Raw genomic sequence first — 23,083 nt, 5'->3', positions numbered from 1 at the left:
ACATCGTGGTGGAGTTGCAGCGCGCTTGCGTCACACGGCCTTACTCCGCGGTCAACGCGAACGTATAATGGTGCGCTGTGACTTCTGTACCAAAACCGCTTATCATCCAAGCAGACCGCTCCATTTTACTTGATGTGCACGCTCCTGAGGCGGTAGCAGCACGCAAGGCGCTCGTTTCCTTTGCAGAACTGGAAAAATCTCCAGAGCATCTACACAGCTACCGACTCACTCCTCTTTCTCTGTGGAACGCCGCGAGCGCAGGATTCAGCCCCCAGATGATTGCACAAACACTGACGCGTTTCTCACGCTTCACTCCCCCGCAAACAGTACTCGACTGGGTAGTGGATATCATGAGCCGCTATGGCAAAATTCGCCTTCGCGAAGATGCGACGCACAGCACCCTACTGCGCCTTCAGGTACGCGACGCACACATCGCAAGAGAAATTGCCGCCTCAAAAAGTCTTGCATCGCACCTTTCCCCCACAACCGCTTGCCTGCAGGACGGTCCGCTGCCCACACCGGACACTGTGCGCACTGCCCAGCCGGATACGACACCTCAGGTGCAGGGTGCACAGACTGGATGCAGTTGTGACTTTCTATTGCCACGTCTCCACCGAGGCACCGTTAAACAATTACTCTTGCGCCACGGATGGCCGGTGCATGATGAAGTGCCTCTCCGCGAAGGAACTCCCCTATCCTTGCGCCTACGCATCTCTCCGGCTTCGTGTCTTCCTCCTTCTACTGCGTATCCGTGTTGTCACACGCCAGGGACACCCTCGTTTGTGCCACGTGACTACCAGTGGGAAGCAGCCGATGCCTTCGTCGGGAATCGCACACAAGGGAGCGGATTTGGTGTGGTAGTTTTGCCGTGTGGCGCGGGAAAAACGGTTGTCGGTTTACTCGTTATGGGTCTGTTGCAAACGGATACCCTGATTCTGACTCCTAATAGCGCAGCTGCACAGCAATGGAAACGTGAATTGTGTGAAAAAACCGACCTGGACGGGACATCCATCGGTATCTATTCAGGAGAATGCAAGGAAATCAGACCAGTGACTATCGCAACTTACCAGATACTCACCTGGCGTGCGCATGCAGACGCTCCCTTTTCCCATTTCCGTCTCTTTATGGAACGCAGTTGGGGTTTGATTATTTACGATGAGGTGCACTTGCTCCCTGCACCGCTTTTCCGTATCACCGCAGAACTTCAGGTGGTACGACGCTTGGGATTAACTGCAACGCTCGTGCGAGAAGATGGCTGTGCGCAGGATGTGTTCAGCCTCGTAGGACCGAAGCGGTATGACGTGCCGTGGAAGGATTTAGAAGCACGCGGCTGGATCGCACGGGTGCGGTGCGTAGAAGTTCGGGTAACGATGGACCAGTCACTCCAGTACCAGTACATGACAGCTCCTGTGCGCCTGCGACATCGCCTTGCCAGCGAGAACGAAGCAAAAGTAGCGGTGGTACAGCGTCTATTGCGCGCACATGCAGGTGCGCCTACACTGATTATTGGGCAATACGTGCAGCAGTTATTACATCTCGCACACGTACTGCAGGTGCCACTGGTGAGCGGAAGACAAACTTATGCGGCGCGTGAAGCCATCTATCAGCGTTTTCGCGAGGGCACACTCCAGGTGCTCGTTGTATCAAAGGTGGCAAATTGTGCGCTTGATCTTCCTGACGCGTCGGTTGCAATTCAAGTTTCCGGGACATTTGGCAGCCGTCAGGAGGAGGCGCAACGCCTCGGACGCCTCTTACGGCCAAAGATCTGCGACGCCCATTTTTACTCGTTAATTACAGAACAAACGGTGGAAGAAGACTGTGCACTGCGTCGCCAGCGGTTTTTGGTAGAGCAGGGTTACACGTACGAAACCCTTCGCGTAAGCGAAGTACACGAATAAAGGATACTCCGTGCAGAGTCCTCCCTGTGTGTGTAGGGGGAGGAGGAGGGGGTGACCGTGCGGTCTCCCTTGTTTTTTTGGTTCAAGACCGCTACAGTACTCCATGCTCGTACGCACTGCACTCAGGCTCATCTTTGGCTCCCAGCACGAGCGCGATCTGAAAAATCTCCTGCCTCTTTTGAATGCCGTCAACGCCCAGGAGTCCTGGGTACTTCCTCTCCAGGAGTCTGAGTTCAAACAAAAAACAGCTGAGTTTAAAGCGCGTGCCGCTGCAGGAGAAGCGCTTGACGCTTTTTTACCTCAGGCATTTGCGCTTGCGCGCGAGGCAGCTCGTCGTGTTTTAGGCGAGCGTCCCTATGACGTGCAGATCCTCGGTTCCCTCGTCCTCCACCACGGCAAAATCGTGGAAATGAAAACGGGCGAAGGCAAAACGCTCATGAGCGTGGCAGCGGCGTATCTGAACAGTCTTTCGGGGAGGGGTGTGCATATTGTCACGGTCAACGACTATCTTGCTGAGCGCGACGCGCGATGGATGCGTCCAGTATATGATTATTTAGGCGTTTCCGTCGGCGTCATCCTCTCTTCCATGGGCAGTCAGGAGCGGCGGTGTGCGTACGCGTGCGATATTACCTACGGTACCAACAATGAACTGGGCTTTGATTATCTGCGCGACAACATGCAATTTTTAACGGAAGAAAAAACGCAGCGTGATTTTTACTTTGCCATTATTGACGAGATTGACTCCATTCTCATCGACGAGGCGCGCACACCGCTTATTATCTCAGGGCCTGCAGAAAATGATACCCAGCATTACGCCGAGGTTGACAGACTCGTCGGGCAGTTACAGGAAGTGGAGCGAAATCCTGCCACAGGTGACTACCCCAACGAAGTGGACGGAGAGGAGGTTCGCGGCGATTATATCGTTGATGAAAAGAATCGCAAGGTTTCCTTCAGTGGTCCGGGGATGCTGCACATTCAGGATGTGCTCACGCACGCTGGGCTTATCCAAGGGAGTCTATTTGATGAAGAGAACTTCAAGTATATCCACTACTTTACGCAGGCACTCCGTGCGCACTTACTTTACCGCGCAGACGTTGATTACGTAGTAAAAGACGGACAAGTACAGATCGTAGACGAGTTTACCGGTCGCATCTTGGAAGGTCGGCGGTATTCTGACGGATTACATCAGGCAATTGAGGCAAAAGAACACATCCGCATTGCGCAACGTAATCGCACTATGGCGACTATCACGTTTCAGAACTTTTTTAGAATGTATAAAAAGCTTTCTGGAATGACGGGAACTGCGGATACCGAGGCGTTGGAGCTCAATAAAATTTATAAACTTGAGGTAGTAGTTTTGCCGACGAATCTTCCTGTAGCGCGGGTGGATGAGCATGACGTGGTATACCTGAGTGAAGAAGAAAAGTGGAGTGCCATTTGTGATGAAATAAAGGAGGCACACACACGGGGACAGCCGGTACTCGTGGGCACTATTTCTATAGAAAAGTCCGAAAAACTCTCTGCTCTGCTGAGAACACGCGGTGTAAAACACGAAGTTCTCAACGCTAAAAGTCACGCGCGCGAGGCACTGATTATCGCCGAAGCGGGGGCGAAGGGTTCGGTGACCATCGCAACCAACATGGCCGGGCGCGGCACGGATATCAAGCTAGGGGGTAATCCTGAATTTCGTGCACGACAGAGCGCAGCTGCCATAGCATCGAAGCACGGTTCCTCCTCTGTCACTGTGCGGGAATATATGCAAGCGTGCTATGAGGCGGAATACACACGGTGGCGCGCAGATTACGAAGAGGTTAAGCAGCTCGGCGGTTTGTACGTCATTGGCACAGAGCGGCATGAAAGTAGGCGCATTGATAACCAACTTCGGGGGCGTTCGGGGCGTCAAGGGGATCCAGGCCGCTCAAAATTTTTTCTCTCTCTGGATGATGATCTTATGCGCATTTTTGGGGGGGAGCGGCTGAAGCGTTTTATGAGCCGTGTGGGTATGGAACCAGGAGAACCTATCACGCATTCCTGGTTGAATAAGAGTATTGAGCGCGCGCAGACGAAGGTCGAAGCACGCAACTTTGATGTCCGTAAGCACTTGCTTGAATACGATGATGTGCTCAACGAACAGCGCTCCTTCATATACGCGCAGCGAGCACAAATTTTGATAGACGAGCATGTGGTAGAGCGCGTGTATACCACAATCGAGGAGTATCTTAACCGAGAAATAACCGCACTTCGGCAAGAATTGAAGCGGCGTGGGCGGCTTTCCCTCGGGGCGTTTCAACAAAACCTGAGCACCCTGTTCGATTACGCACTGGGAGGTGAGGACGCATCTGGCTGGAACGAAACGCGTCTTGGAACGCTGAAGCAAGAAATCCTAGCGCATTTAAAAAAGAATATTGAATCAAAGTATCTGCTTGCAGGGGCGCAGAACATGGATACGTTCATCCGCTACCAGTATGTGCAGGCGATCGATAAAAAATGGCTGGACCATTTGGAACTTCTTGAATCCCTCCGGGAATCGGTGTACTTGCGTTCATATGGGCAAAAGAACCCGCTTACCGAATACAAGCTTGAAGGGTTCGACCTATTTTACACCATGTTAGACGACATTCGCCTTTCGATCGCCTCGCAGGTTGTGCGCGTAACGGTTCACATGGAAGAGCAGCGCGTCCCGAGGCCACCACACGTTGCACAGGCGGCACACGAATTTCAAGCACTGGGGCAGCCTGGCAGAGGGCACGGAGCGCTATCTGCTCTCCCGATTCAAGCCGGCGCAAAGGTGGGGCGCAACACCCCCTGCCCCTGTGGAAGTAGCAAAAAGTACAAACACTGCTGTGGCCGCTGAAGGGCAATCTCATTATTTTGCTTGATGGGCAGGACCGTCCAGATGTCCATCCTGTTCCAGGTAAAGACCGCCGCTCAGAACAGAATGATAAATTCTTCAAGAAAGACACGGGTAACTCTCCCGAGACTCAGCTGTGTGTTGAGCGCATCGCGCAAGGCAATTTTTAGCTGCTCGGGGCCAAGCATATGCAATTCTTGCGCGGTGTGCTGTGCACACCACGCAAGAGACGCACGTCTCAGTTGTTCTTTTTTCTGAACGAGCTCCTCATACAGGGCGTGATCTGCGGCAGGATATTGCAAAAGTGGGGTAATGATGACACTCACAGGCTGCTTATCCGCACTCAGCGCGCGCAAGCGTCCAAGTTCTGCATAGACTGCATGGGCAGATTCCCGCTGGGCAATCCCCCGGGTTGTACGCCTAGTCTGCGTCTCCCTTGGAGCACTGTGTGTCCTCACACGGAACGCCCCGCAGGTGCCGAGAAGTAACACACAGACGATGAGCGCTGCGATAGTTCTCAATGCACGGATAACACGTTGTGCAGTCTCCTCAGTCATGGGGCATTGTAGCACGCACAACACTCACTGCACAGCGATAAAGACTTGCTTGACAGCACCCTTGTACCCTCGTACACTGGGGGCGGGCATGGGTGTTCTTTCGTGAAGACAAGTCTGTTGCTTTCCGTTTGCGCGGCGGCTGCGCTGTCCGGTTGTGCCACGGGTCAGAGTGATGCAGTCACAGACCCGCTCTCGGTTCTGGAGGTTTCTCAGACAGAGACGAGAGAGGCGCTGATGCTATTTGTCCCTTACAACGAGACGGGTGCATCTGTCACCATCTTTACCCCTGAATTGGTTGCGCGTCTTTCCAAATCGTATCGCTTTCTTCGCGTCGAGGCTCCTCACAGCGCATACACCCTTTCCCCTGAGGCGCGCGAACGTAATCGCTTGTTGTTTTCGGAGTATGAGGTTGATGGCCTTCCGTTCCTTGTTCTCCAAAGCGCACAAGGGGACGCTTACTTTGCGCAGCGCATACATTCGACGCTGTCGAGCGAGCAGGAGCTGTGGGCGCTAATACGGTCTGCGGACGCTTCGAGAAAAAAAGTGCTAGCGGCGCGTGACCGTATCGCTCAGACCGAAGCTGCTGAAAAAGCAATTGCCATCGATGCATTTCTTAAGACGGTGCGTTACCCACGCTCTGCGCGGTACGACGCCCTCCGAAAAGAAGCACTCCAGGCTGATCACGAAAATGTCTCAGGTCTCCACGGGGATTACATGTTTCACCTGGCACGGCGGCGCGCGGAGAAATTTATCAAGCAAGAAAACCTTGTAGCAGCGGGGAATGCTTACAAGGATTTAGCGCAGTCACCGTTTCTGAGTGCATCTCAAAAACAGGAAGCGTGGTACCTGACCGCATACACCTATGCTCTTTCAGAAAAAGTATCTACAGAGGACGTAGTCGCGTGCTTGCGAAAAGCTGTTGCAGCCCATCCGCATGCTGCGCGGGTTGCACAGATCAAGCAAACCATAAAGAAACTACTTACCGAGAGAGGCATATGAACGAAGTCGATGCGGTAAAAAAGGGATAGACAGTGCAAATCCTGCAGCAAGTTGCTCAGGGGATCGCGTCTCATTTCGGGCATGACTGTGAGGTGGTTGTGTACGGCGTCAGTAGCGATGGTAAAAGCTGCGCGGTTGATTTTATCACAAATGGACGCGCTACCAGTAGCAGGGTTGGAGACAGACCCCGCCTGTCGCTTTTCAAGAATTACGGAATAGAGACAGGCGAGGGCGGCTCAACTACCTCATTCGCATGGAGAACTGCCGCTCCCTTAAGTCGAGCATGTTGTATATTCGTGACGAACATAGCACGGCTCAGGCGATTCTAGCGATAAACTTTGATATTGCTGCTTTGCAGGTTACGCAGTTTGCGCTTGGCCGGCTCACCGGCACTACTGCGGAGACCGCCTCGCATATCCACCTTAAGAGCGTCAGTGCGTTCCTTGACGACCTGACGGAAGAGTCTGTAGAAAGAGTAGGAAAACCTGTAGCGCTCATGAGTAAAAGGGAAGAAACAGATGCCATCCACCTTCTCAGCCAGATGGGGACGTTTCTCATTACACGCGCGGAAGACAGGGTCTCCCACTACTTCGGCATTTCAAAGTACACACTCTACAGCTGTATCGAAACTGGCAAATCGTGATTGCCCCGGACTGAGTCCCCAGCAGAGGGCTCGCCGGGCCCTACTCCTTCCCTGGTTCAAGCTCCTCGGCGAAGACAACTCCTCCGGAGCGGACCGCGCGCACCACGCTCCCACCCGTCCTGAAATACTCGGACACCACCGGTGAGGTCGCCGCGCGGAAAGATTCAACTATTCTTTGTCCCACTTCGTCCCCGTTCCGCGGGATCCGCCGCACCCAATATAACGCAGCGTTACGCGGGTCTTTGGTAAGCGTGTGCACCTCCCCATCCACTAGCAGCCTTTTAGGCACCCCCTGCACAAAATCTACTGTCACGTGTCTACCTGTCACCGGGTGCAACCACTCAGTACGCGCATGACCGGTAGGTAGTTCTGTGTGCGAAATCGTCACACGTCCACGACCATACCATTTTTGCACCTTCTGTCCCTTCGCTCCATACTCTTCTTGATAGGCAAAACTTCGATCCTTGTGCACGTCAACTGACAACGCACGTACCGCCCCTTGAGCATTGTAGTATTCCCGCGTTTCAAAAAATCCATCATCGTCCCGATCGCTATCCCGTCGCGTTGCGCGTCCATCCACATAGTGCGTACGCGCACGAAAACGCGATCCAACATGAGTTTCAGAAAATAAAGGCAGCCCTTCATCAAGGTACGTCCTTACGCGGGCACGCTCAAACAGGGAATCAGGCTTTTCGTAATAAAGGGAAGAAACTGTGATCTGCTGCTCAGTAGGGAGCGGCTCATTTGTCAATATCATTGTGAAAAAATCGTGCGACCGCACACCTTCTAAATCTCGCGCAAGATCTAAGGACTGCATGCGTACCGGCTGCCACCGAAGTGCACGAGGACGCAATACGTACGTTTTATCCTCCCACCCCACCTGGTGTACTTCAGGGTAGCGATCGTAACACACTCTGTAGCCTTGCTGCGTCAAAGGAACATGCGCCTGAGTTTCTCCCTCCACCCCATTATCTGCAGGAAGCGACACGCGCGGGGCAATCCAGCGCTCAGCAGCACGCTCATGGTCGTGCGCGGCAATATTCTGGGGTATGGGGAACACAGAAGCGCGCGACAATTCCGTCTTTTGCGTACTGTGCATCGTGTGCACGCACGTTGGCGCACCGTCATTCGCATAGACTTCATACTCGAGGATGCCATCCTGGTTTGTATCGAACTGTGCCCGGCGCGGCCTTCCTGCTTTAAAAAACACACGCGCAGAAACAATGCCGTCCCGATTTTCATCGGTATACAGCACACCTTCGAACTCCGCAAGAAACCGCACAAAACGTGCGCGAATCGGCCGACTTGCAAGCAAACGACTGAACTCATGCAGCAGATCCGCATACAAAACCACCACGCGCTGCAAGGGAGTGGATGAAGACACAGACGACGCATGCACACCGAAGCTTGAAACATCATCGGTCGGGTCAACCGCAGGAACTGCCAGAGGGGAATTCAGCGTACAGAACATCTCCATCGCGCGTTGTTCATCCAGCACTCCATACTGCAATCCCAACACAATTGACTGGGCACGCGCGTACAGCTCCTGCTCAGGAGCAGAATCCCCTGCGCGCGTGCTTTGCTCATATGAGGATTGAGCAGAACTCTCTCCAGGAGCATCTAACGGACGCAAGGTAAAATACGTTTGCAGATATCGAAATGCCATGTTCGTTCGAGGTTCAAATAGAGCCGCCTCTACAAGCAGCGATGGGTCCTGCTCCTGCCATACAGAAAGACGTGACAGGATGGAATCTGCTATCTTTTTTGACCGCGACGAGGGACGTCGTGAACGCTCTTGCGCAAAAAACAACTTTGCAAAGCGCGCGTCAAGCGCCCAACGTTCCAACGCTTTTTCGATCAGCTCCTGCGCGTGCTCAACTTGTCCGAGCCCGTAACGTGCCCGGGCACGCAACCAATCTGCATCTGCAGACACCTGCTCAGCCGTTGCAAGAAGTTCCAGTGCACGGGCGTGCTGTAACGTATCCACACACAGACGAGCATAAAAAAGCCGCACCTCTTCTATATCGTACACACACCATTGCATATCCTTTGCCACGGCACGGGCCATCCACTGTAACGCACGTGCGCGCGGCTGCCGCAGCGCGTAAGAGGCCCGTGCAGCAATAAATAAAAAGTCTGCTATTTGCGGAGCAGAAGCGACTCCTTGCTCTGCCTGGGACAAAGCTTCCTGCCATCGCCCTTCCTGCAGATACCGAGCCGCAACACCTGGATGATTACGTTCTAGATCCTGTGGAGGTGCAGGTTCAGACACGCACGAGGCATCTTGGATGCCAGAAAATGCACAAAAGATACTCACTGCACAGAGTCTTCCCATACGTGGGCACATTCCCTTACTCATGAGGAGTCCTCTCCGCGTAACGATTTTGGTAACCAAGTGCTGCGCCATAGAGCGCACGCAACACACCATCCTGCTCTATCATCGGTAACACCGTGCGGTCCGATAAAGGTACGTGCCACTCTGAGAACATCTTTCGGATCCCCTTATGACCACCGCGGATGGAGATGGTGTCTCCCGTGCGATGGGTTCTGATATAAAAGGGAAAAGAAAACGGACCTACACCCACGCGGTCCTGTGCGCAACAGACAAACACGCCGGCAGGACGTACTTCCACAAGAAGCGTTCCGCACGCACAGAGGTAGGCACCAGGACGCGCCACGTAGATTGCACTCACTCCTTGCTTTTCAGAGGAGGGAGGTGATCCTGTATCCTGTTTCTTTGTCTCACGTGCTATGTCCGACGCATGTATGCAGGAAAAAAGCACATATGCACCGGCACGCTCTAACTGCAGCCCTGAAACGTGTATCCGACGCACACCATCAAAACGCGCACACCGTTCAAGCGCCCCGCGTGGCACCCGGTGCGAAACTCCCAAACGAACGCAAGCCTCCTGCAAAAGAAAGAAGCGCAATATAAATTCAGCGGCGAGAAAGTCCGACCGAGGCATCCGCAGACGCGTGCCCAACGCACGTGGTACTGGTTCCCACGCATGCGAACAACCTTCACGCCACCGCGTCAAGGCAGCAACACAAAAGCTGTGTTCTGCACTAATCCCCGCAAACGTTTTATCTAAGCCGGAGCGCCACCCTGCAAGCACTGCATCAAGTGCAGGGATAAGTTCATGACGGATACGGTTACGCACATATTTCCTGCACGTATTTGATGTGTCTTCGCGCCAACGCACACCACGCGTCTGCAAGAAATCTTCAACACACGTGCGGCTCACCTTTAGCAGCGGACGCACGTACCGTCCACGCGCAGCTCGTATACCTTGCAACGCGGACGCGGCCGCTCCCTGGAATAAGCGCATGAGCAGTGTTTCGTACTGATCATCACGGGTGTGCGCGGTTAGAACCACCTGTGCTCCGCAGCGAGCAGCCACGTGGTCAAAGACCTTATAGCGCAGTGCACGCGCCGCATCCTGCACACCGCGGCCACGAATTTTAGCACACGCGTGCACCGCACCGGCAGAAATCTGCTGCACGAAACACGGAAGGGGAGGAGAAAAACGAGCACACAGCGCACGCACAAAACGCGCATCGAGCGCACCTTCCTGAGCGCGCAGACTGTGATCAACCGTGACCGCGCACGCACACACCCCAAAGTCAGGAGCGAGCTCGTGCGCCGCATAAAGAAGCGCAAGCGAATCGGCACCTCCTGAAACCGCCACGAGCAAGCAAGAAGGCTTTCTCGGCACAAGGAAATGCCCAAAGCTACGCGCCACGTGGACGAGCAGCGGGTGAAGCTTCTGCCTAGACTCACTCACCTATAAAGACGGGCACGCTGCACAGTGTGCCGCACCGCGCGCGTTACACCGCGCACCATCTAGCCGGTCCTCGCGCCAGCGGGTGAACCCGCTTCGGAAGCAGAAGAACTGAGTGCCACAATCACCGCATCAGGATCGCTGAGAACCGCCACCGACGCGGGCAGAGGAACATCACGCACACGGCGCACGTCGCCGGCCCCGAGCCCACTGATATCAAGCACAACACGGTCGGGCAAGTTGCGCGGCAAAGACTCTACCTCGATATATGAGAGCCCCTTTTCCAAGCGAGCCCCATAGCGCACTCCTTCAGGAGAACCACACAACTGCAGCCGGATTCGCATTCGCAACGGAACACTCTCTTCAACTGCGTAGAAATCCACATGCTCCACACGGTCACTGACCATGTTATGCTGATAGTCCTTAACAAAAACGCAAAAGACCTCGCCACCATCCAGTTCCAAAGACAGAACGGTACTCCTGGTTAAGGCACGAAACAATCTATCGAAGTCTTGCTGCGCAAGTTCAAGGGGAACGGACACGCCCCGATGGTCATACATAACCGCAGGCAAACGCCCTTCCTTTCTGCCACGCACAGCGGCATACTTCCCCAACTGGACGCGCCTTTTCCCCTTCAAACGCCTTTCATCCACAATCCAATCCTCCATGCACAGAAAGCGAACACGCCGCAAACTGGGACGGTAGGATTCGAACCTACGGAATGACGGTACCAAAAACCGTTGGCTTACCACTTGCCGACGTCCCAAAGTTATCCTACCTACATAACCGGACACGCACACACCAACACCACCGCTTTGCAAGCAGCTTATGCGCGCGCCGAAGCTCCTCCTCATCCCGATACAGACCAAAAACCGCGCTCCCGCTTCCACTCATCGCTGTAAAGCACGCACCCGCACGGGCCAGATCCCAACGCGCAAGGGCGATTACAGGGTACCGACGCTGTACAGGGGTATCTAAGCTATTAAAAAACCGCCACCGCGCACAATCCTGTGCATAGTGCGCAGAAAGCGCGGTAGCCCCACGCAGAGAGTACTGCTCGCCGTCGGCAGCATGTACGCCGCACGCACGCAACCTGTCCAAATCCTCATAGGCCTGTGCAGAACCGCTGTGCAATCCCGGCCAGACCAAAAGCCCCAGATAGCCAGTCTTTGGAACGAGGGGAACGAGCTGCTCACCACCACCTAGCACGCACGCAGCCTGGGAAGCCAGGAAAAAAGGGACATCACTGCCGACACTATACGCCACTTCTCGTAGAACCCGAGCAGAAAGGGTCGTCCCAAACAACGTATCAAGGCCACACAAAAGCGCGGCAGCATCAGCAGACCCCCCACCAAGGCCAGACCCTGCAGGGATACGCTTCACTACGCGCACGCGCACACCATCGTGAACGCCAGTTACCTGACAAAACCGCGCATACGCACGGGTCAGCGTGTTTTCTCGAGGCAGAGCCATATAAGGCGAACACACCTCACACCGGCCAGGGATATCCAGGCGCGAAAGAGACAAAGAATCCGCAAGCGTAATGCGCTGCATTACACTCTCAATCGAGTGAAGACCATCGGCCCGACGTGCACCAACCCACAGATGCATGTTCACCTTTGCGTGAGCGCGCAAACTCAGCGACTGCACCCGCCATTCTATGACAAGCGGACACAGCGTGTCAATTCCCCCTTCTCTCTACCTGCACCCAAAACACAAGAGAAAAAATACCTGTGCCTATTAGGCACAGTTGACAGCGTGTGCGCTCCCCTCTACGATCCACCCCTAGCTTTCACCATACCACAAGCAGAGGTCAGCCATATGAACGAGAGAAACAAGTTACTCGCACGCGCCCTGTATTCCTGCGTTCCACACGTCCAAGGCTCGGACGACTACGAGGACGACTTTGAAGACAGCGACTTCCAGGACGGGGATTTCGATGATTTTGAAGACGAGGATGGCTTTGACGATGACGATGACTTTGAAGACAGTGACGACGATAAGGTTGATTTCGAAGATGATGACTTTGAGGACGACGATTTTGAATATGAAGATGAGGACAATGACCTAGACTTTGACGAATAGGACGCACGCGCGGGTGTGGTTGTCGAGGCGACATGATCGCATTCTTGTTGCCTGTGATGCGAGACTGCTAAGAAATCTTAATAAAAAAGTTTTTGATAAAGCGTGCGCGTTCGTCTGCCTTTTTCCAGTATGGGCTGTGGGGGAAGCGTTCCAGTATTGTCTTGTATGCTTCGAGCGCGAGGCGTACGTTTCTCTGTGCGCCGTTGATCTCATAGGCTTGTCCACGCAGGAACCACGCTTCGTCCATTCGTTCGTGAGAAGGGAACTGCGCAAAGAAATCGCCGAGCGAAGCGAGGGCATCTCGCGCGTTTCCCTGTGCACAAAACTGGCGCGCTTCTGCTAGGTGATCGCGTTTTTCTTGACCCTCTTTGTGAGCAGATGCCGGGACATGCGCCTCAATAGGCGCAGCTGAGGGAGCAGAAGGTTGAGACGCTGGTGAAATCTTCCGCGGAGAGTACCGCTCCGACACACCCTGTGCTACTGCATCCGACGGCACAGGGTCACGTCCTCCTACGGTGGGTTCCCGATCTTTTTTTTCATCAGGACGGGGCGTACCGTGCTGAGCTTTCTCTGCAACAGCAGTATCCGTCTGATCCTGCCGGACAGGCGCTCCAGTATGGGCAGCGGCGCGCTGAGAACCAGAAGTTCCACTCTCTTCTGCTCTGCGCTCGGTACCCGTTCCCGCAGGAGATAACTCAGAAACGACAGTATCAGGAGGAGACGACACCGTACGCCGGTACTCAGGCGCACGCACCACACGCGCGAGCCCTTCCCGCTTCGGTACCACCTTGACCGCAAGTGCGTCGGAGACAAAATCATCCCGAAACACATCAAAATAGGAGAACGCTAAGACAAAATCACCCTCTCGCTCAGCACTAAAGGTAAAAAGCGAATGCGACTCCTCCAACTTGCGCTGGTGATAGCGCAAACCAGGCTGCGCAGTATGCTCGCCCACGTACACCCAGCCTTCGCCCGGATACAAAACCTCAAGTTTTTGCCCCACTGCAAGCTGTACCGCGCGCGAAACGCGCGGCACCTCATCCTCAGGCGGTTCTTCAGGCACCATCGCGCGTGGAGAATCCTCTGCCGGCTCAGGCTCAGCCTGCACCTCCGCCTCACGGGGAGGCTCTGATGCAGGGGGCGGAGAAGCAGGTACAGCGCGCTGCTTTGGTTTGGATGCAGAAGGCGATACAGGCGGAGGGGAGGGACGATGCGGCCGGGGAGCTGTCGGCGCAGGGGGTGCCGGCGGCGCAACGTGCGGCGACGACACTTCAGGTACTGGAAGAACATCAGGTACACTCCCAGTCTCGCGAGGCTTCACCGGAGAGGCAAGCGACACCGGCTCTACCACCTGAGGCTTCGAAGACTCAGGTTTCTGTTCCCGCTCCTGTGAGGACTCAGGAACGCGCTCAGGTGCAGGAGGGAGGCGACCGGCGATTTCTTCCTCCACAGGGGACGGAAGAGGAACTGCTTCTGCAATCGTAGGGCGCGGCGCAGAATCCAACGCTGGAGGCGGCTCCTTTGAAACGATGAGGGCACGAGGCGGAGGCACGTGCGTACACGAAACACACATTCCCAGCAAGGCGAGCGCCACCCACACACTCACGGTACTGCCTCTAGCATCTGCTGTATGCGTTTCTCGTTTGCGTGCTCTAATGCCTGCACCGCCTTTTCCGTCGGATACTCAAGCTGTCGGAGGCACTCCTGCTCACTCCACGCCGACATCCGCTCACGGGAACGCTCGATAGGGGGAAGCGTCAACGGTTCATCAGCTGCCTCCATCTGTGCAGGATCTATGTGCAACAACACTGGCTCGCGAGCCACAGCCGTCCCACGGTCCCCTTTTTTTGGATAGAACACCCACCAGACGCCCATCAGCCCCAATGCCACAAGCACCACCGCACCCAACAGGGCACCTGCCACCCCACGCAGACGCATCAAATGGCTCCTCTTGCCTCGCCGTTAGCCGGTCGCTCAGAAGCAGATTCAAGTGCAATCGAAACCACTTTCGATACCCCCGGCTCTTCCATTGTTACCCCAAGCATGGTGCGTGCACCCAAAACCGTCCGCCGATTGTGCGTGATTACGATATACTGACTGACGTCAGAAAACTCATCAAGCATCCCAACAAAACGAGCTACATTATGCTCATCCAACGCTGCGTCGATTTCATCCAAAAGACAAAACGGCGCAGGCTTCACCATATACGTTGCAAAGAGCAACGCTACTGCAGTCATTGCCTTTTCTCCACCAGAAAGGAGGCCAATATGCTCGAGCTTCTTCCCCGGTGGCTGCGCGAGGATTTCAATTCCACACGAGAGTACCGCTGCAGGATCTGAGAGACGTATCTCTGCGCGACCTCCCCCAAACAGACGACGGAATACCTCGTGAAAATTCTTACGAATCCGTCGGTATGTTGCCAAGAAAAGTTCTGCAGATTCAGCCTTAATTTTATCGGTTACCCGCTGCAGATCTGCGCGCGCCTTTTCAAGGTCCGCAACCTGCGCAACGAGAAACTCGTAGCGCTCCTTTACCTCCTGAAACTCCTCCACCGCCATAAAGTTCACCGCCCCGATTTCCTTCACTCGAGCCTGAAGCTCCCCACGCTCTTGGCGCAGATCACTTGCCGTTTTTTCAATCCCCGGTATTAAATCCTCAAACTCACTCAGATCGCGGGTGTGCTGTTCTCGAAAATGTTCACGTAAATTGCGAATCTCAGTTTCGCACTGCATCAACTCCCGATGTGCCTGCTCAAGCTGCCGCCCCACCTGTGCAAGTTCCACGCGCGCTTCCTGGAGCGCACGTTCTTCAGATGTTACTGCGGCATTCCGCACACGGATCTCTCCTTCGCAGTTCTCAAGACTTTTGGTGAGCAAAACACCGCGCTGTTCTAGCTGTCCTATTTCCCCTTCAATCTCTAGTAAGCGCTCTTCGAGCGCCGCCACCCGCTCCCCCTCGGTAAACAACTCCCCTTCGAGCTCTTCCTGCAGTGTGCGCTGACGTGCCACCTCCCCTCTGGTTCCTGCAGCCTGTTTTTGTCCTGCCTCAGCTTCAGCACGCAGACGCGCCTGATCCACACGCAGGGATTCAAGCGTTTTGCGACAGGCTTCTATCTTCCCAACAAGGAGCTTGTTCTCTTCCTGCAGTGTGCGCTGACGCGCAGCATGCCGCTCAAGCTGTGCATGGTGCTGTTCAAGCTGTCGCTCAAATTCACGTTTCTTGGTCATAATCCCCTGAGGAGCAACAAACTCATCGATAAACCGGGCAGAAACACGCGCATATTCTGCTATGTCTGCCTCAACGCAGTGCACTATCTTTACCGCCTCATTGAACGCGTCCACAACTGTAGTCAGCATCCGGCACAGCTCCCCTTCAGTGTGGGTATCTACCACCAGAAAGTCCGAAACAATACGTGCTCTCCCCTCCACGAAGGTTCGCAGGCGCTGTACCCCCGCTACCAACGTACGCTCAGCCTCTGCTCGATTGCGCGCAGAGTACCCGGCTGCACTCAGGCGCGTGTCAAGCTCTGCAGCAATATCTTCTGCCACGCCACGTAGGGACGCCTCAAGTTCAACACACGCGGCACTTATCTCTTGCATCTGTCCCTGTATGTCGCGAAGCGTTTGATCATTCTCTGAGACGTGCTCACTTGCAACGTGCAAGCTCCGCGCAAACGATTCAATATGCTCTTCAACAGAGGATAGAGCACTGCCTAACTGATACACGTGTGCGTCTTGCTCTGCTACTTCTTCTTCCAAATCCTGCACGCGACTTTCTACACCAATCTTGCGCATTTCTATCTGACCAATCGACTCTTTCAGTTCAGAAAGATGCTTACGATGTAGCGATGCCTCGTTTTGCTTTGCTTTCTGTTCAATTGCAAGGCCATAGATTTCCTTTTGGAGCGCGTCAACGCGCTTTTCCATATCATTGATCTCGCCTATGCGAGCAGAAAGCGTCTGCTGTGCTTCCTCCACCTGTGTTTGCAACGCGTCGCGCCGCGCGCGATTGCGCTGGAGTGCTCCATCCGCTCGGGCTTGGTTTTCTAAAAACCCACGCAGACGCAACAGACCAAGATCGCGATCTCGCGCAAAAATCTCCTCTTTGAGCATGCGGTAACGTTGCGTCTGGGCAGCTTGGAGCTTTGAACTCTCGTAGCTCTTCTCTACTTCTTGCAGAATAACCTCAAGATGACGCAAATTCTCCGCCGTTTTCTCCAATTTCCGTGCTGCTTCCGCGCCACGAACTTTAAAGCGCGTCACCCCTGCTGCTTCTTCAAAAAGGTAGCGACGTTCCTCCGGTTTATTTGAGAGAATCTGGTCTATTTTCCCCTGCTCCATAACGGAGTACGCAACCTTCCCTATTCCCGTATCCCAAAAGAGCTCGCGGATCTCCTTTAGACGGACGGCATTCCCGTTAAGAAAGTACTCACTTTCCCCGGAACGATAGAGTCTGCGTTTAATTAAAATCTCTGGCACATCGAGCGAAAGGATACCAGCTTCATCGCAAACGGTAAGAGAGGCTTCTGCAACGTTCAACGAACGACGCGACTCGGTCCCGTTGAATATAACGTCTTCCATTCTGTCGGCACGCAAGGCCCTAGAGGACTGCTCTCCGAGGACCCACTTTATGGCGTCAACGACATTGCTTTTGCCACAGCCGTTTGGGCCCAACAGCGCAGTGACGCCATCTGCAAACTCAACGCGAACGCGATCTGCAAACGACTTAAAGCCAAATACCTCAAGCGTTTTCAGGAAGAGCACACACCGCTCCCTCTTTCATGCGCACAATACAACGTGTGCACCTCTTCAAAATCGAACCGAACCCTGTCCAACCAAACCAACTAGGAACTACGAAGGAGTATAGAAACTACACCGCAGGAAGGGCACCACAGGGCCCCGAGCAAAGGGCTGAGGGAGAAACCACTTCTCCTTTTGCGGCATACACACAGAAACCACGCACGCAGAGAGACGGGCACTCCGCGCGCGAAGGCAAAAACCTCAAGAAACCATCCACACACGCAAGCAGGCAAACCGTACGAGACAGCCCGCAGGACACACCCGCCCTCACTTTAGTACGCTTGCAATTCGCTCCAACACCTTTTTCCTATCGAGCGGCTTGACAATATAGTTCTTCGCGCCCAGTAACAGTGCCTTCTTCACCAATTCCTCTTTCCCCAACGCCGAAATGATAACTACCTTTGCATTCTTATCAAACTCAAGAATCTTCTCAAGCGCAGTAATCCCGCCCATCTTGGGCATCGTGATATCCATCGTCACCAAATCAACGCCCGGACTCATCGCCTTATACTTTTCAACCCCATCAACGCCGTCCACCGCAGTATCTGCAACCTCGTAGCCTTCACTTGTCAAGATTTGACCAATCTGCTTTGAAACGAACATGGAGTCGTCCACCACCAACACACGATAGGGCGCCCCATTCGGTTTTTGTCCTGCGGGAACCCGATCGTTGATCGTGGGAAAATCCTGCTTGGAAATCATACTTCCTCCCCCTTATACTTTGTCGCGGATGGCAACATTAATTTCCACCTTACCCTGAGGCGTCTCCATGGGCACGATAAGCGCTTCAATATCACTACTAGATATTTCCATGTTGTCCCCAGTAAACAGCGCCGGAGGGGTAAGATCGAACTTAAATCCGAGCTCGTGCAACGTAGTAACCGCCTTTGCGGTGATCAGATTGGCGAGCTCGGTGATCGTCGCACGCGCAAGTTCATCAAACGCCGCTAACTTCTCCTCGTTCATCGAAGAGGCAATCTTCAGCGCCGTATCGAGCGTCATGTCAAACACCACACGCCCCTCTACATCCCCTGCAAGGCCAACGATAGCCGCAACACCCATCACCGGCATGCACGTAGACTTCAAATACAAGTCCCCCCGCTTGGTTTCCCCTGCTAAAACCTCAGACAGAACCACGTACGCCGCCTCACTGAACGGGTTGATATACTCTACACGCATACACTACTCCTCATGCGCTAATTATTCCTTGCTGAACACCGCAACGGTGCCTTCAATCTGCCGCAACCATCCTGTGTCCTTAGGCATCACCTCGTTCTGACCGAGCAGAACAACACCCGTTGCCTTCAACTTCTCAGAAAACTCCTTCAACAGGGTGTGCTGCACCGGAACCGCAAGAGATGACAGTACGTCCCGCGCCACGATAAGATCGACGTCTGGAAGCGCACTCGGATGCGTACAATCGTGGTACTCAAACAGGACCATCTCCTTAATTTCCTGGGAGAAGGTATACGAACCACTCACCCCCTTCACCACATAGGGCTTATACCAATCACCGATCACATGCTCAGGAACAGTGAGCATGGGAGCATTGGAAATGGAGAAGAGATCCGAATCGCTTGCGTGCACCCGAACCACCGCGTCGGGGAAGGTTTTTCTGAGAAGCACCGCAAGACTGTAACTTTCGTGACCCGCACCGCAACCGATATTCCACACCGTCACCACCTTTCCCACCTGCATCCGAGAAAGAACAGATCCCACACTCGCCGCATACTCCCCCGACCAAAACACACCCGTGTCCGGGGAAGGAAACGTACTCAAGAACTCGGCGACATCCTCCTCATGCTGAAGCTGTACCTCAGCTCCAGAGCGCACGTCACGCCACACAAGATACCGGCTGCGCAACCAACCCTCATTCACTGCACTGGTAAAGAAACGGCCAAACGCGGCCAACGTATCGCTAATGAAACCAACATTTAAATTTTCCTCATCCCCCGGCGGCACAGATATGGCAGGAGGTGAAGGAGACGGCACAACACCACGATCGACAACCGCCGTCCGCTCCTCCTCCCCAAGACGGAAGGAAAAAATCCGGTGCACATCAAGTAGGATGTACAGCTTCCCCGCCTCCTCAACCACCCCCCGGATATACTTTATGTTAATGTCCCCAAAGATAGGGTGTGGCGGCTGAATAGTTGTTTTTGACACCCCAATTACCTTATCGATGCCATCTACTACAACCCCGAATGTCTGATCTTCTACTGTGACGATCACCATATTCTCGATCGCTTGCCGGGACTTGCGCGGAGCGGGAATATTAAAAAATCTCCTTAAATCAATTATGGGAATAATATCCCCCCGTAAGTTATACACCCCCAGAACAAACGGAGACGTATTGGGCACATAGGTAAAGCTCCCAGCCTTTGCAATTTCCTTCACCTGCATGATATCTACCGCGTAGTCCTTCCCCGCGAGGGAAAAGGTAACCATCTTGAAGTCTATGACCGCAAGCGGCTCACGTACGCCCCCGTCGAAACTTCCCCGAATGCCGATCTCTGCTTCCATATGCTCTATCATAGTCCCCAATCCGTGCCCCAGATTGCCTACCACACCGTGGCTTCTCGACGCTCACGCGCCAATATTTCCCGCTTCAACCCAAGCTCAAGCAGCTGCCCCACATCGATAATCAACGACACCGAACCGTCACCCAGGATAGATGCCCCTGCAATACCAGGGGAACTAGTGAATTGATCCCGCAGTGGTTTGATGACTACGTCCTCCTCACCAATCAGCGCATCCACCATGAGCCCCACCTTTTTCTCTGCCGCACCAACTATAACCACGTAGTGATACTGACCGGTCACCTCATCATCGCAGCTGATACCGAACAGCCTATCGAGACGCAACAAGCTAATGACCTCGTTCCGCACATTGAACACCTCGTAGTTATCAATCCGGTTAATCTCTTCACTCTTGATACGATGGCTTTCGATGACCGAAGCTATCGGTATCGAGTACACCTCCTGCCCCACCCGTATCAAGAGCCCCTGAATAATTGCCAGTGTAAGCGGCAGCTTTATGACAAAGCGCGTTCCCTTCTGCACTTCCGAAAAGACGGAGACAGTGCCATTGAGCCTCTCAATGTGAGTCTTCACCACATCAAGCCCCACACCCCGACCAGAAACACTAGAAACCGACCGAGAGGTTGAAAAACCGGGAGCAAAAATAAGTTGGAACGCCTCAACCTCAGTGAGGTTCTTGCCTGGGTGCAACACACCTCGCTCAACTGCTTTCGTCTTCACTGCCTCCACGTCGATGCCACGCCCGTCATCGGCAACCTCAATAACGATCATATTTCCTTCGTTGCTTGCGCGCAGGAGAAGCGTACCTTGCGCCGGTTTTCCAGAGCGCGCGCGAACTTCAGGCGCTTCTATGCCGTGGTCGAGAGAATTACGCACGCAGTGCATAATGGGATCGAGCAAATCTTCAACCACAGACTTATCAAGCTCCGTCTCCTCTCCTTGAATGACCAACCGCACCTCTTTACGCAAGTCCCGCGAGAGATCGCGCACCACACGCGGATAACGACTGAAAATCTGGCTAATAGGCACCATGCGGATTTTCATCACACCTTCTTGAAGCTCACCAGAAATACGCCCCAAATTCTGAGCAGAAGACCGAAACTTAGTGACGGACTGTTTCAGTCCATTCTCAAACGAAGAAAAAATGTCAAAGACACCGACAACCTCTGCTATCATCCCCTTGCGCACCGCATCTGCGTCCTGACCGTTCCTTACCTTTTCTAGGTAAGCGGGGACCCTATCAAAAAACTTACGCAAACGCTCCTTGTACGCGCCATTAGCGTTTTGGAATAGGGTGTACACCTCCCCAAATTCAAGCGCACTCTGATTGAGCGAGGCCTTGATAATCACCGTCTCACTTACCAAATTCAGAAGATAATCGATGCGTTTCGCATCTACGCGCAACACGGACCCCGAGCCGTAGCCGCTTGAGGTAGCCTTTGATGAGTCCTTTGCAGAAGGCACCGCGCACCCGGCAACCTGTTTCGGCAGGGAGTTAGGAACGCGTTCCCCTCCGCTGCGCACGGCAGCGCCGCTCCCTTCGGACACACCACCTGTCCCCGCGTCTGCGCAAACACCCAGCTCCCCATGTTCAGAGAGGGGAGTACACAGATCTGCAAGCGCAACTTCCGCTACACTCACCGAAAGCGTAACGTCCGGAATCGAAGCAACCTGCGACACACATACTGAATCCTGCACAGTGGAAACGAAGTACACAACATACTCATGGAACATGTCCTGATACAGTGCGTCGAAATCAGGAACCGTCTTGAGCACGCTTGCGCAGGACTTCAACGCTGTAAACACCTGGATACCGCCGACCGTGTTCATCAAATTACTCTCATCAAAACGCACCGTAAGCGCGTAGACAGAGTGCTCAGGCGGAACGATCTCGCGCAATTCCAACCGATCGTATTCAGAAAGAAGAGACAGCGGCGGCACTCGCCCTACCTGAGGGGCTTCCGTCCCATCTTCACCTACCGCGGTCCCCTTTGCAGCTTCGGCTGCATTTGGCGAAGACACCGACAATCCACGCGCCGCCCCCGGCACAGTCCCAGACGCAGGCAGATACGAGCGCAGACGCGCAACGAGATCCGAGATATCCTCCACGTAGGGACCACCGCCCGCACGGGACTCGAGCATCGCCTTAATTACATCCAACGACGTCAGGAGCAAGTCCACAACCGCCCCGTCAACAGTTACCTTCTCTGAGCGAATCCCATCCAGCAGATCCTCCACCGCATGCGTGAAGCCGGACAACTCGTGCATCTCAACAGTCGCAGCACCCCCCTTAAGGGTGTGTGCCGCACGGAAAATCTCGTCTACAGCGTCCCGATTGGTGGGATCCTGCTCAATGACGAGTATATTGCTTTCGAGCTGCTCAACCTGTTGCTCCGCCTCGCTGAAAAAATCCTTCAGCAACTCTTCGTTGCCCGCGTCGAGGTAATCGCTCATGGGCACAATCTTCCCGCATTCTCAGCCTTTGGTCAAGGCAACGTCCAAAAGACCCCGCCACCCGCTGCATCCCTTGACACTTCCATCAGCCGAGAATAGACTCCGCCATGGCCCGCGCGCAAGTACGTTTGTCAGGTCGGTTTCTCGCCCTCGGTGGTTACTCCTTGTATGCCGTGGGGCTGGTCCTACTCCTCTACCGAGCGGTGGGGGTCTACGTTTGGATCCACTTTTATCAAAACCAGACCCTCTCGCAGCTTTCTACCCACGCGCGGTCGTCTTGGGTATCGATTGGCGGACACGCCAGCCTCTTCCTCGGCGCGATGCTCTTGACCGTTCGGGACGTGCGCACCTTCAGGGACGACAGCACGATGTGGATAGCCCCCGTCGTTCTCTGGTCCGCGGCGAGCTACTCCAGCATGGGAGCCTGCGGCTTCTCTCTCAGGGCCGTAGCCAGCGGCGCATGCGGCGTGCTTCT

General features: G+C 54.3%; 18 protein-coding genes, 1 tRNA gene and 2 pseudogenes. 7 read left to right on the top strand and 14 right to left on the bottom strand.

Annotated elements, in window-relative coordinates; all coding sequences use genetic code 11:
- Positions 1-77 precede the first annotated feature (77 nt).
- Both TPCCA_RS01865 and secA read left to right on the top strand, forming a co-directional pair.
- Complete coding sequence (locus tag TPCCA_RS01865; protein ID WP_013945040.1) at positions 78-1,898, top strand: DNA repair helicase XPB; 1,821 nt, start codon at positions 78-80, stop codon at positions 1,896-1,898.
- Positions 1,899-2,001: 103 nt separating this feature from the next.
- On the top strand, positions 2,002-4,752 hold the full coding sequence (secA, locus tag TPCCA_RS01860; protein WP_013945039.1) for a preprotein translocase subunit SecA: 2,751 nt from the start codon (positions 2,002-2,004) through the stop codon (positions 4,750-4,752).
- A 74-nt stretch (positions 4,753-4,826) separates the two neighbouring features.
- Here the strand turns inward: secA and TPCCA_RS01855 are convergent, their stop codons facing one another.
- Positions 4,827-5,306 (bottom strand): flagellar basal body-associated FliL family protein, encoded by a 480-nt coding sequence (locus TPCCA_RS01855; protein ID WP_245522185.1) that lies wholly within the window; start codon positions 5,304-5,306, stop codon positions 4,827-4,829.
- Positions 5,307-5,408: 102 nt separating this feature from the next.
- On the opposite strand from TPCCA_RS01855, the gene TPCCA_RS01850 reads away from it, so the two are divergent.
- The 3 genes and pseudogenes from TPCCA_RS01850 to TPCCA_RS05645 all read left to right on the top strand — a co-directional run.
- Positions 5,409-6,305 (top strand): hypothetical protein, encoded by an 897-nt coding sequence (locus TPCCA_RS01850; protein ID WP_245522184.1) that lies wholly within the window; start codon positions 5,409-5,411, stop codon positions 6,303-6,305.
- A gap of 32 nt (positions 6,306-6,337) precedes the next feature.
- Positions 6,338-6,484, top strand: a pseudogene (locus TPCCA_RS05720) (PAS domain-containing protein); the annotation flags it as partial.
- Positions 6,485-6,558: 74 nt separating this feature from the next.
- Positions 6,559-6,606 (top strand): annotated as a pseudogene (locus tag TPCCA_RS05645) (hypothetical protein); the annotation flags it as partial.
- Between the two features lie 14 nt (positions 6,607-6,620).
- On the opposite strand, the gene TPCCA_RS05640 reads toward TPCCA_RS05645, so the two are convergent.
- Positions 6,621-6,830 (bottom strand): hypothetical protein, encoded by a 210-nt coding sequence (locus TPCCA_RS05640; RefSeq protein ID WP_245522212.1) that lies wholly within the window; start codon positions 6,828-6,830, stop codon positions 6,621-6,623.
- On the opposite strand from TPCCA_RS05640, the gene TPCCA_RS05635 reads away from it, so the two are divergent.
- The gene (locus tag TPCCA_RS05635) at positions 6,802-6,948 is read left to right on the top strand and encodes a helix-turn-helix domain-containing protein (RefSeq protein ID WP_245522211.1); all 147 of its coding nucleotides are present in this window, start codon (positions 6,802-6,804) and stop codon (positions 6,946-6,948) included. The two genes, TPCCA_RS05640 and TPCCA_RS05635, sit on opposite strands and share 29 nt — an antisense overlap.
- Positions 6,949-6,988: 40 nt before the next feature.
- Here the strand turns inward: TPCCA_RS05635 and TPCCA_RS01840 are convergent, their stop codons facing one another.
- From TPCCA_RS01840 to ispE, 5 genes are all read right to left on the bottom strand, one after another.
- Positions 6,989-9,364 (bottom strand): tetratricopeptide repeat protein, encoded by a 2,376-nt coding sequence (locus TPCCA_RS01840; protein WP_013945035.1) that lies wholly within the window; start codon positions 9,362-9,364, stop codon positions 6,989-6,991.
- Positions 9,300-10,733 (bottom strand): tRNA lysidine(34) synthetase TilS, encoded by a 1,434-nt coding sequence (gene tilS, locus TPCCA_RS01835; RefSeq protein ID WP_013945034.1) that lies wholly within the window; start codon positions 10,731-10,733, stop codon positions 9,300-9,302. The genes TPCCA_RS01840 and tilS overlap by 65 nt, the downstream gene beginning before the upstream one ends.
- Before the next feature lie 59 nt (positions 10,734-10,792).
- Positions 10,793-11,383: a 50S ribosomal protein L25/general stress protein Ctc gene (locus TPCCA_RS01830; protein ID WP_013945033.1), complete on the bottom strand. Its 591-nt coding sequence runs from the start codon at positions 11,381-11,383 to the stop codon at positions 10,793-10,795.
- A gap of 40 nt (positions 11,384-11,423) precedes the next feature.
- A tRNA-Gln gene (locus tag TPCCA_RS01825) sits at positions 11,424-11,496 on the bottom strand.
- An 8-nt stretch (positions 11,497-11,504) separates the two neighbouring features.
- Positions 11,505-12,380, bottom strand: a complete 876-nt coding sequence (ispE, locus tag TPCCA_RS01820) for a 4-(cytidine 5'-diphospho)-2-C-methyl-D-erythritol kinase (protein WP_013945032.1) — start codon at positions 12,378-12,380, stop codon at positions 11,505-11,507.
- Between ispE and TPCCA_RS01815 the strand changes: the two genes are divergently transcribed.
- The gene (locus tag TPCCA_RS01815) at positions 12,354-12,815 is read left to right on the top strand and encodes a hypothetical protein (RefSeq protein WP_041609991.1); all 462 of its coding nucleotides are present in this window, start codon (positions 12,354-12,356) and stop codon (positions 12,813-12,815) included. The two genes, ispE and TPCCA_RS01815, sit on opposite strands and share 27 nt — an antisense overlap.
- Positions 12,816-12,882: 67 nt before the next feature.
- Here the strand turns inward: TPCCA_RS01815 and bamD are convergent, their stop codons facing one another.
- The 7 genes from bamD to TPCCA_RS01775 all read right to left on the bottom strand — a co-directional run bounded on the left by bamD (position 12,883) and on the right by TPCCA_RS01775 (position 22,608).
- A complete protein-coding gene (bamD, locus tag TPCCA_RS01810) occupies positions 12,883-14,421 on the bottom strand; it encodes an outer membrane protein assembly factor BamD (RefSeq protein WP_013945030.1) in 1,539 nt (512 codons plus the stop codon).
- The gene (locus TPCCA_RS01805) at positions 14,418-14,753 is read right to left on the bottom strand and encodes a hypothetical protein (protein WP_013945029.1); all 336 of its coding nucleotides are present in this window, start codon (positions 14,751-14,753) and stop codon (positions 14,418-14,420) included. The genes bamD and TPCCA_RS01805 overlap by 4 nt, the downstream gene beginning before the upstream one ends.
- Positions 14,753-17,578 (bottom strand): chromosome segregation SMC family protein, encoded by a 2,826-nt coding sequence (locus TPCCA_RS01800; RefSeq protein WP_013945028.1) that lies wholly within the window; start codon positions 17,576-17,578, stop codon positions 14,753-14,755. The genes TPCCA_RS01805 and TPCCA_RS01800 overlap by 1 nt, the downstream gene beginning before the upstream one ends.
- A gap of 303 nt (positions 17,579-17,881) precedes the next feature.
- Complete coding sequence (locus tag TPCCA_RS01790; protein WP_013945026.1) at positions 17,882-18,316, bottom strand: response regulator; 435 nt, start codon at positions 18,314-18,316, stop codon at positions 17,882-17,884.
- Between the two features lie 12 nt (positions 18,317-18,328).
- Positions 18,329-18,793, bottom strand: a complete 465-nt coding sequence (locus tag TPCCA_RS01785; protein ID WP_010881813.1) for a chemotaxis protein CheX — start codon at positions 18,791-18,793, stop codon at positions 18,329-18,331.
- A gap of 21 nt (positions 18,794-18,814) precedes the next feature.
- The gene (locus tag TPCCA_RS01780; RefSeq protein ID WP_013945025.1) at positions 18,815-20,182 is read right to left on the bottom strand and encodes a CheR family methyltransferase; all 1,368 of its coding nucleotides are present in this window, start codon (positions 20,180-20,182) and stop codon (positions 18,815-18,817) included.
- The gene (locus TPCCA_RS01775; protein WP_041609990.1) at positions 20,176-22,608 is read right to left on the bottom strand and encodes a chemotaxis protein CheA; all 2,433 of its coding nucleotides are present in this window, start codon (positions 22,606-22,608) and stop codon (positions 20,176-20,178) included. The genes TPCCA_RS01780 and TPCCA_RS01775 overlap by 7 nt, the downstream gene beginning before the upstream one ends.
- Between the last annotated feature and the right edge of the window lie 475 nt (positions 22,609-23,083).

Origin of the sequence: Treponema paraluiscuniculi Cuniculi A (genome assembly GCF_000217655.1) — a bacterium.
Taxonomy (GTDB): Bacteria; Spirochaetota; Spirochaetia; order Treponematales; family Treponemataceae; genus Treponema; species Treponema pallidum.
The sequence above is the reverse complement of the archived record's forward strand: the minus strand, read 5'-3'. Positions and strand labels throughout refer to the sequence as shown.

Coding starts and splice junctions, on each gene's coding strand:
- TPCCA_RS05635 (WP_245522211.1), top strand. CDS start 6,802: ATGAGTAAAAGGGAAGAAACAGATGCCATCCACCTTCTCAGCCAGATG.
- TPCCA_RS01785 (WP_010881813.1), bottom strand. CDS start 18,793: ATGCGTGTAGAGTATATCAACCCGTTCAGTGAGGCGGCGTACGTGGTT.
- TPCCA_RS01855 (WP_245522185.1), bottom strand. CDS start 5,306: ATGACTGAGGAGACTGCACAACGTGTTATCCGTGCATTGAGAACTATC.
- TPCCA_RS01790 (WP_013945026.1), bottom strand. CDS start 18,316: ATGATTTCCAAGCAGGATTTTCCCACGATCAACGATCGGGTTCCCGCA.
- TPCCA_RS01805 (WP_013945029.1), bottom strand. CDS start 14,753: ATGCGTCTGCGTGGGGTGGCAGGTGCCCTGTTGGGTGCGGTGGTGCTT.
- TPCCA_RS01775 (WP_041609990.1), bottom strand. CDS start 22,608: ATGAGCGATTACCTCGACGCGGGCAACGAAGAGTTGCTGAAGGATTTT.
- TPCCA_RS05640 (WP_245522212.1), bottom strand. CDS start 6,830: ATGGCATCTGTTTCTTCCCTTTTACTCATGAGCGCTACAGGTTTTCCT.
- secA (WP_013945039.1), top strand. CDS start 2,002: ATGCTCGTACGCACTGCACTCAGGCTCATCTTTGGCTCCCAGCACGAG.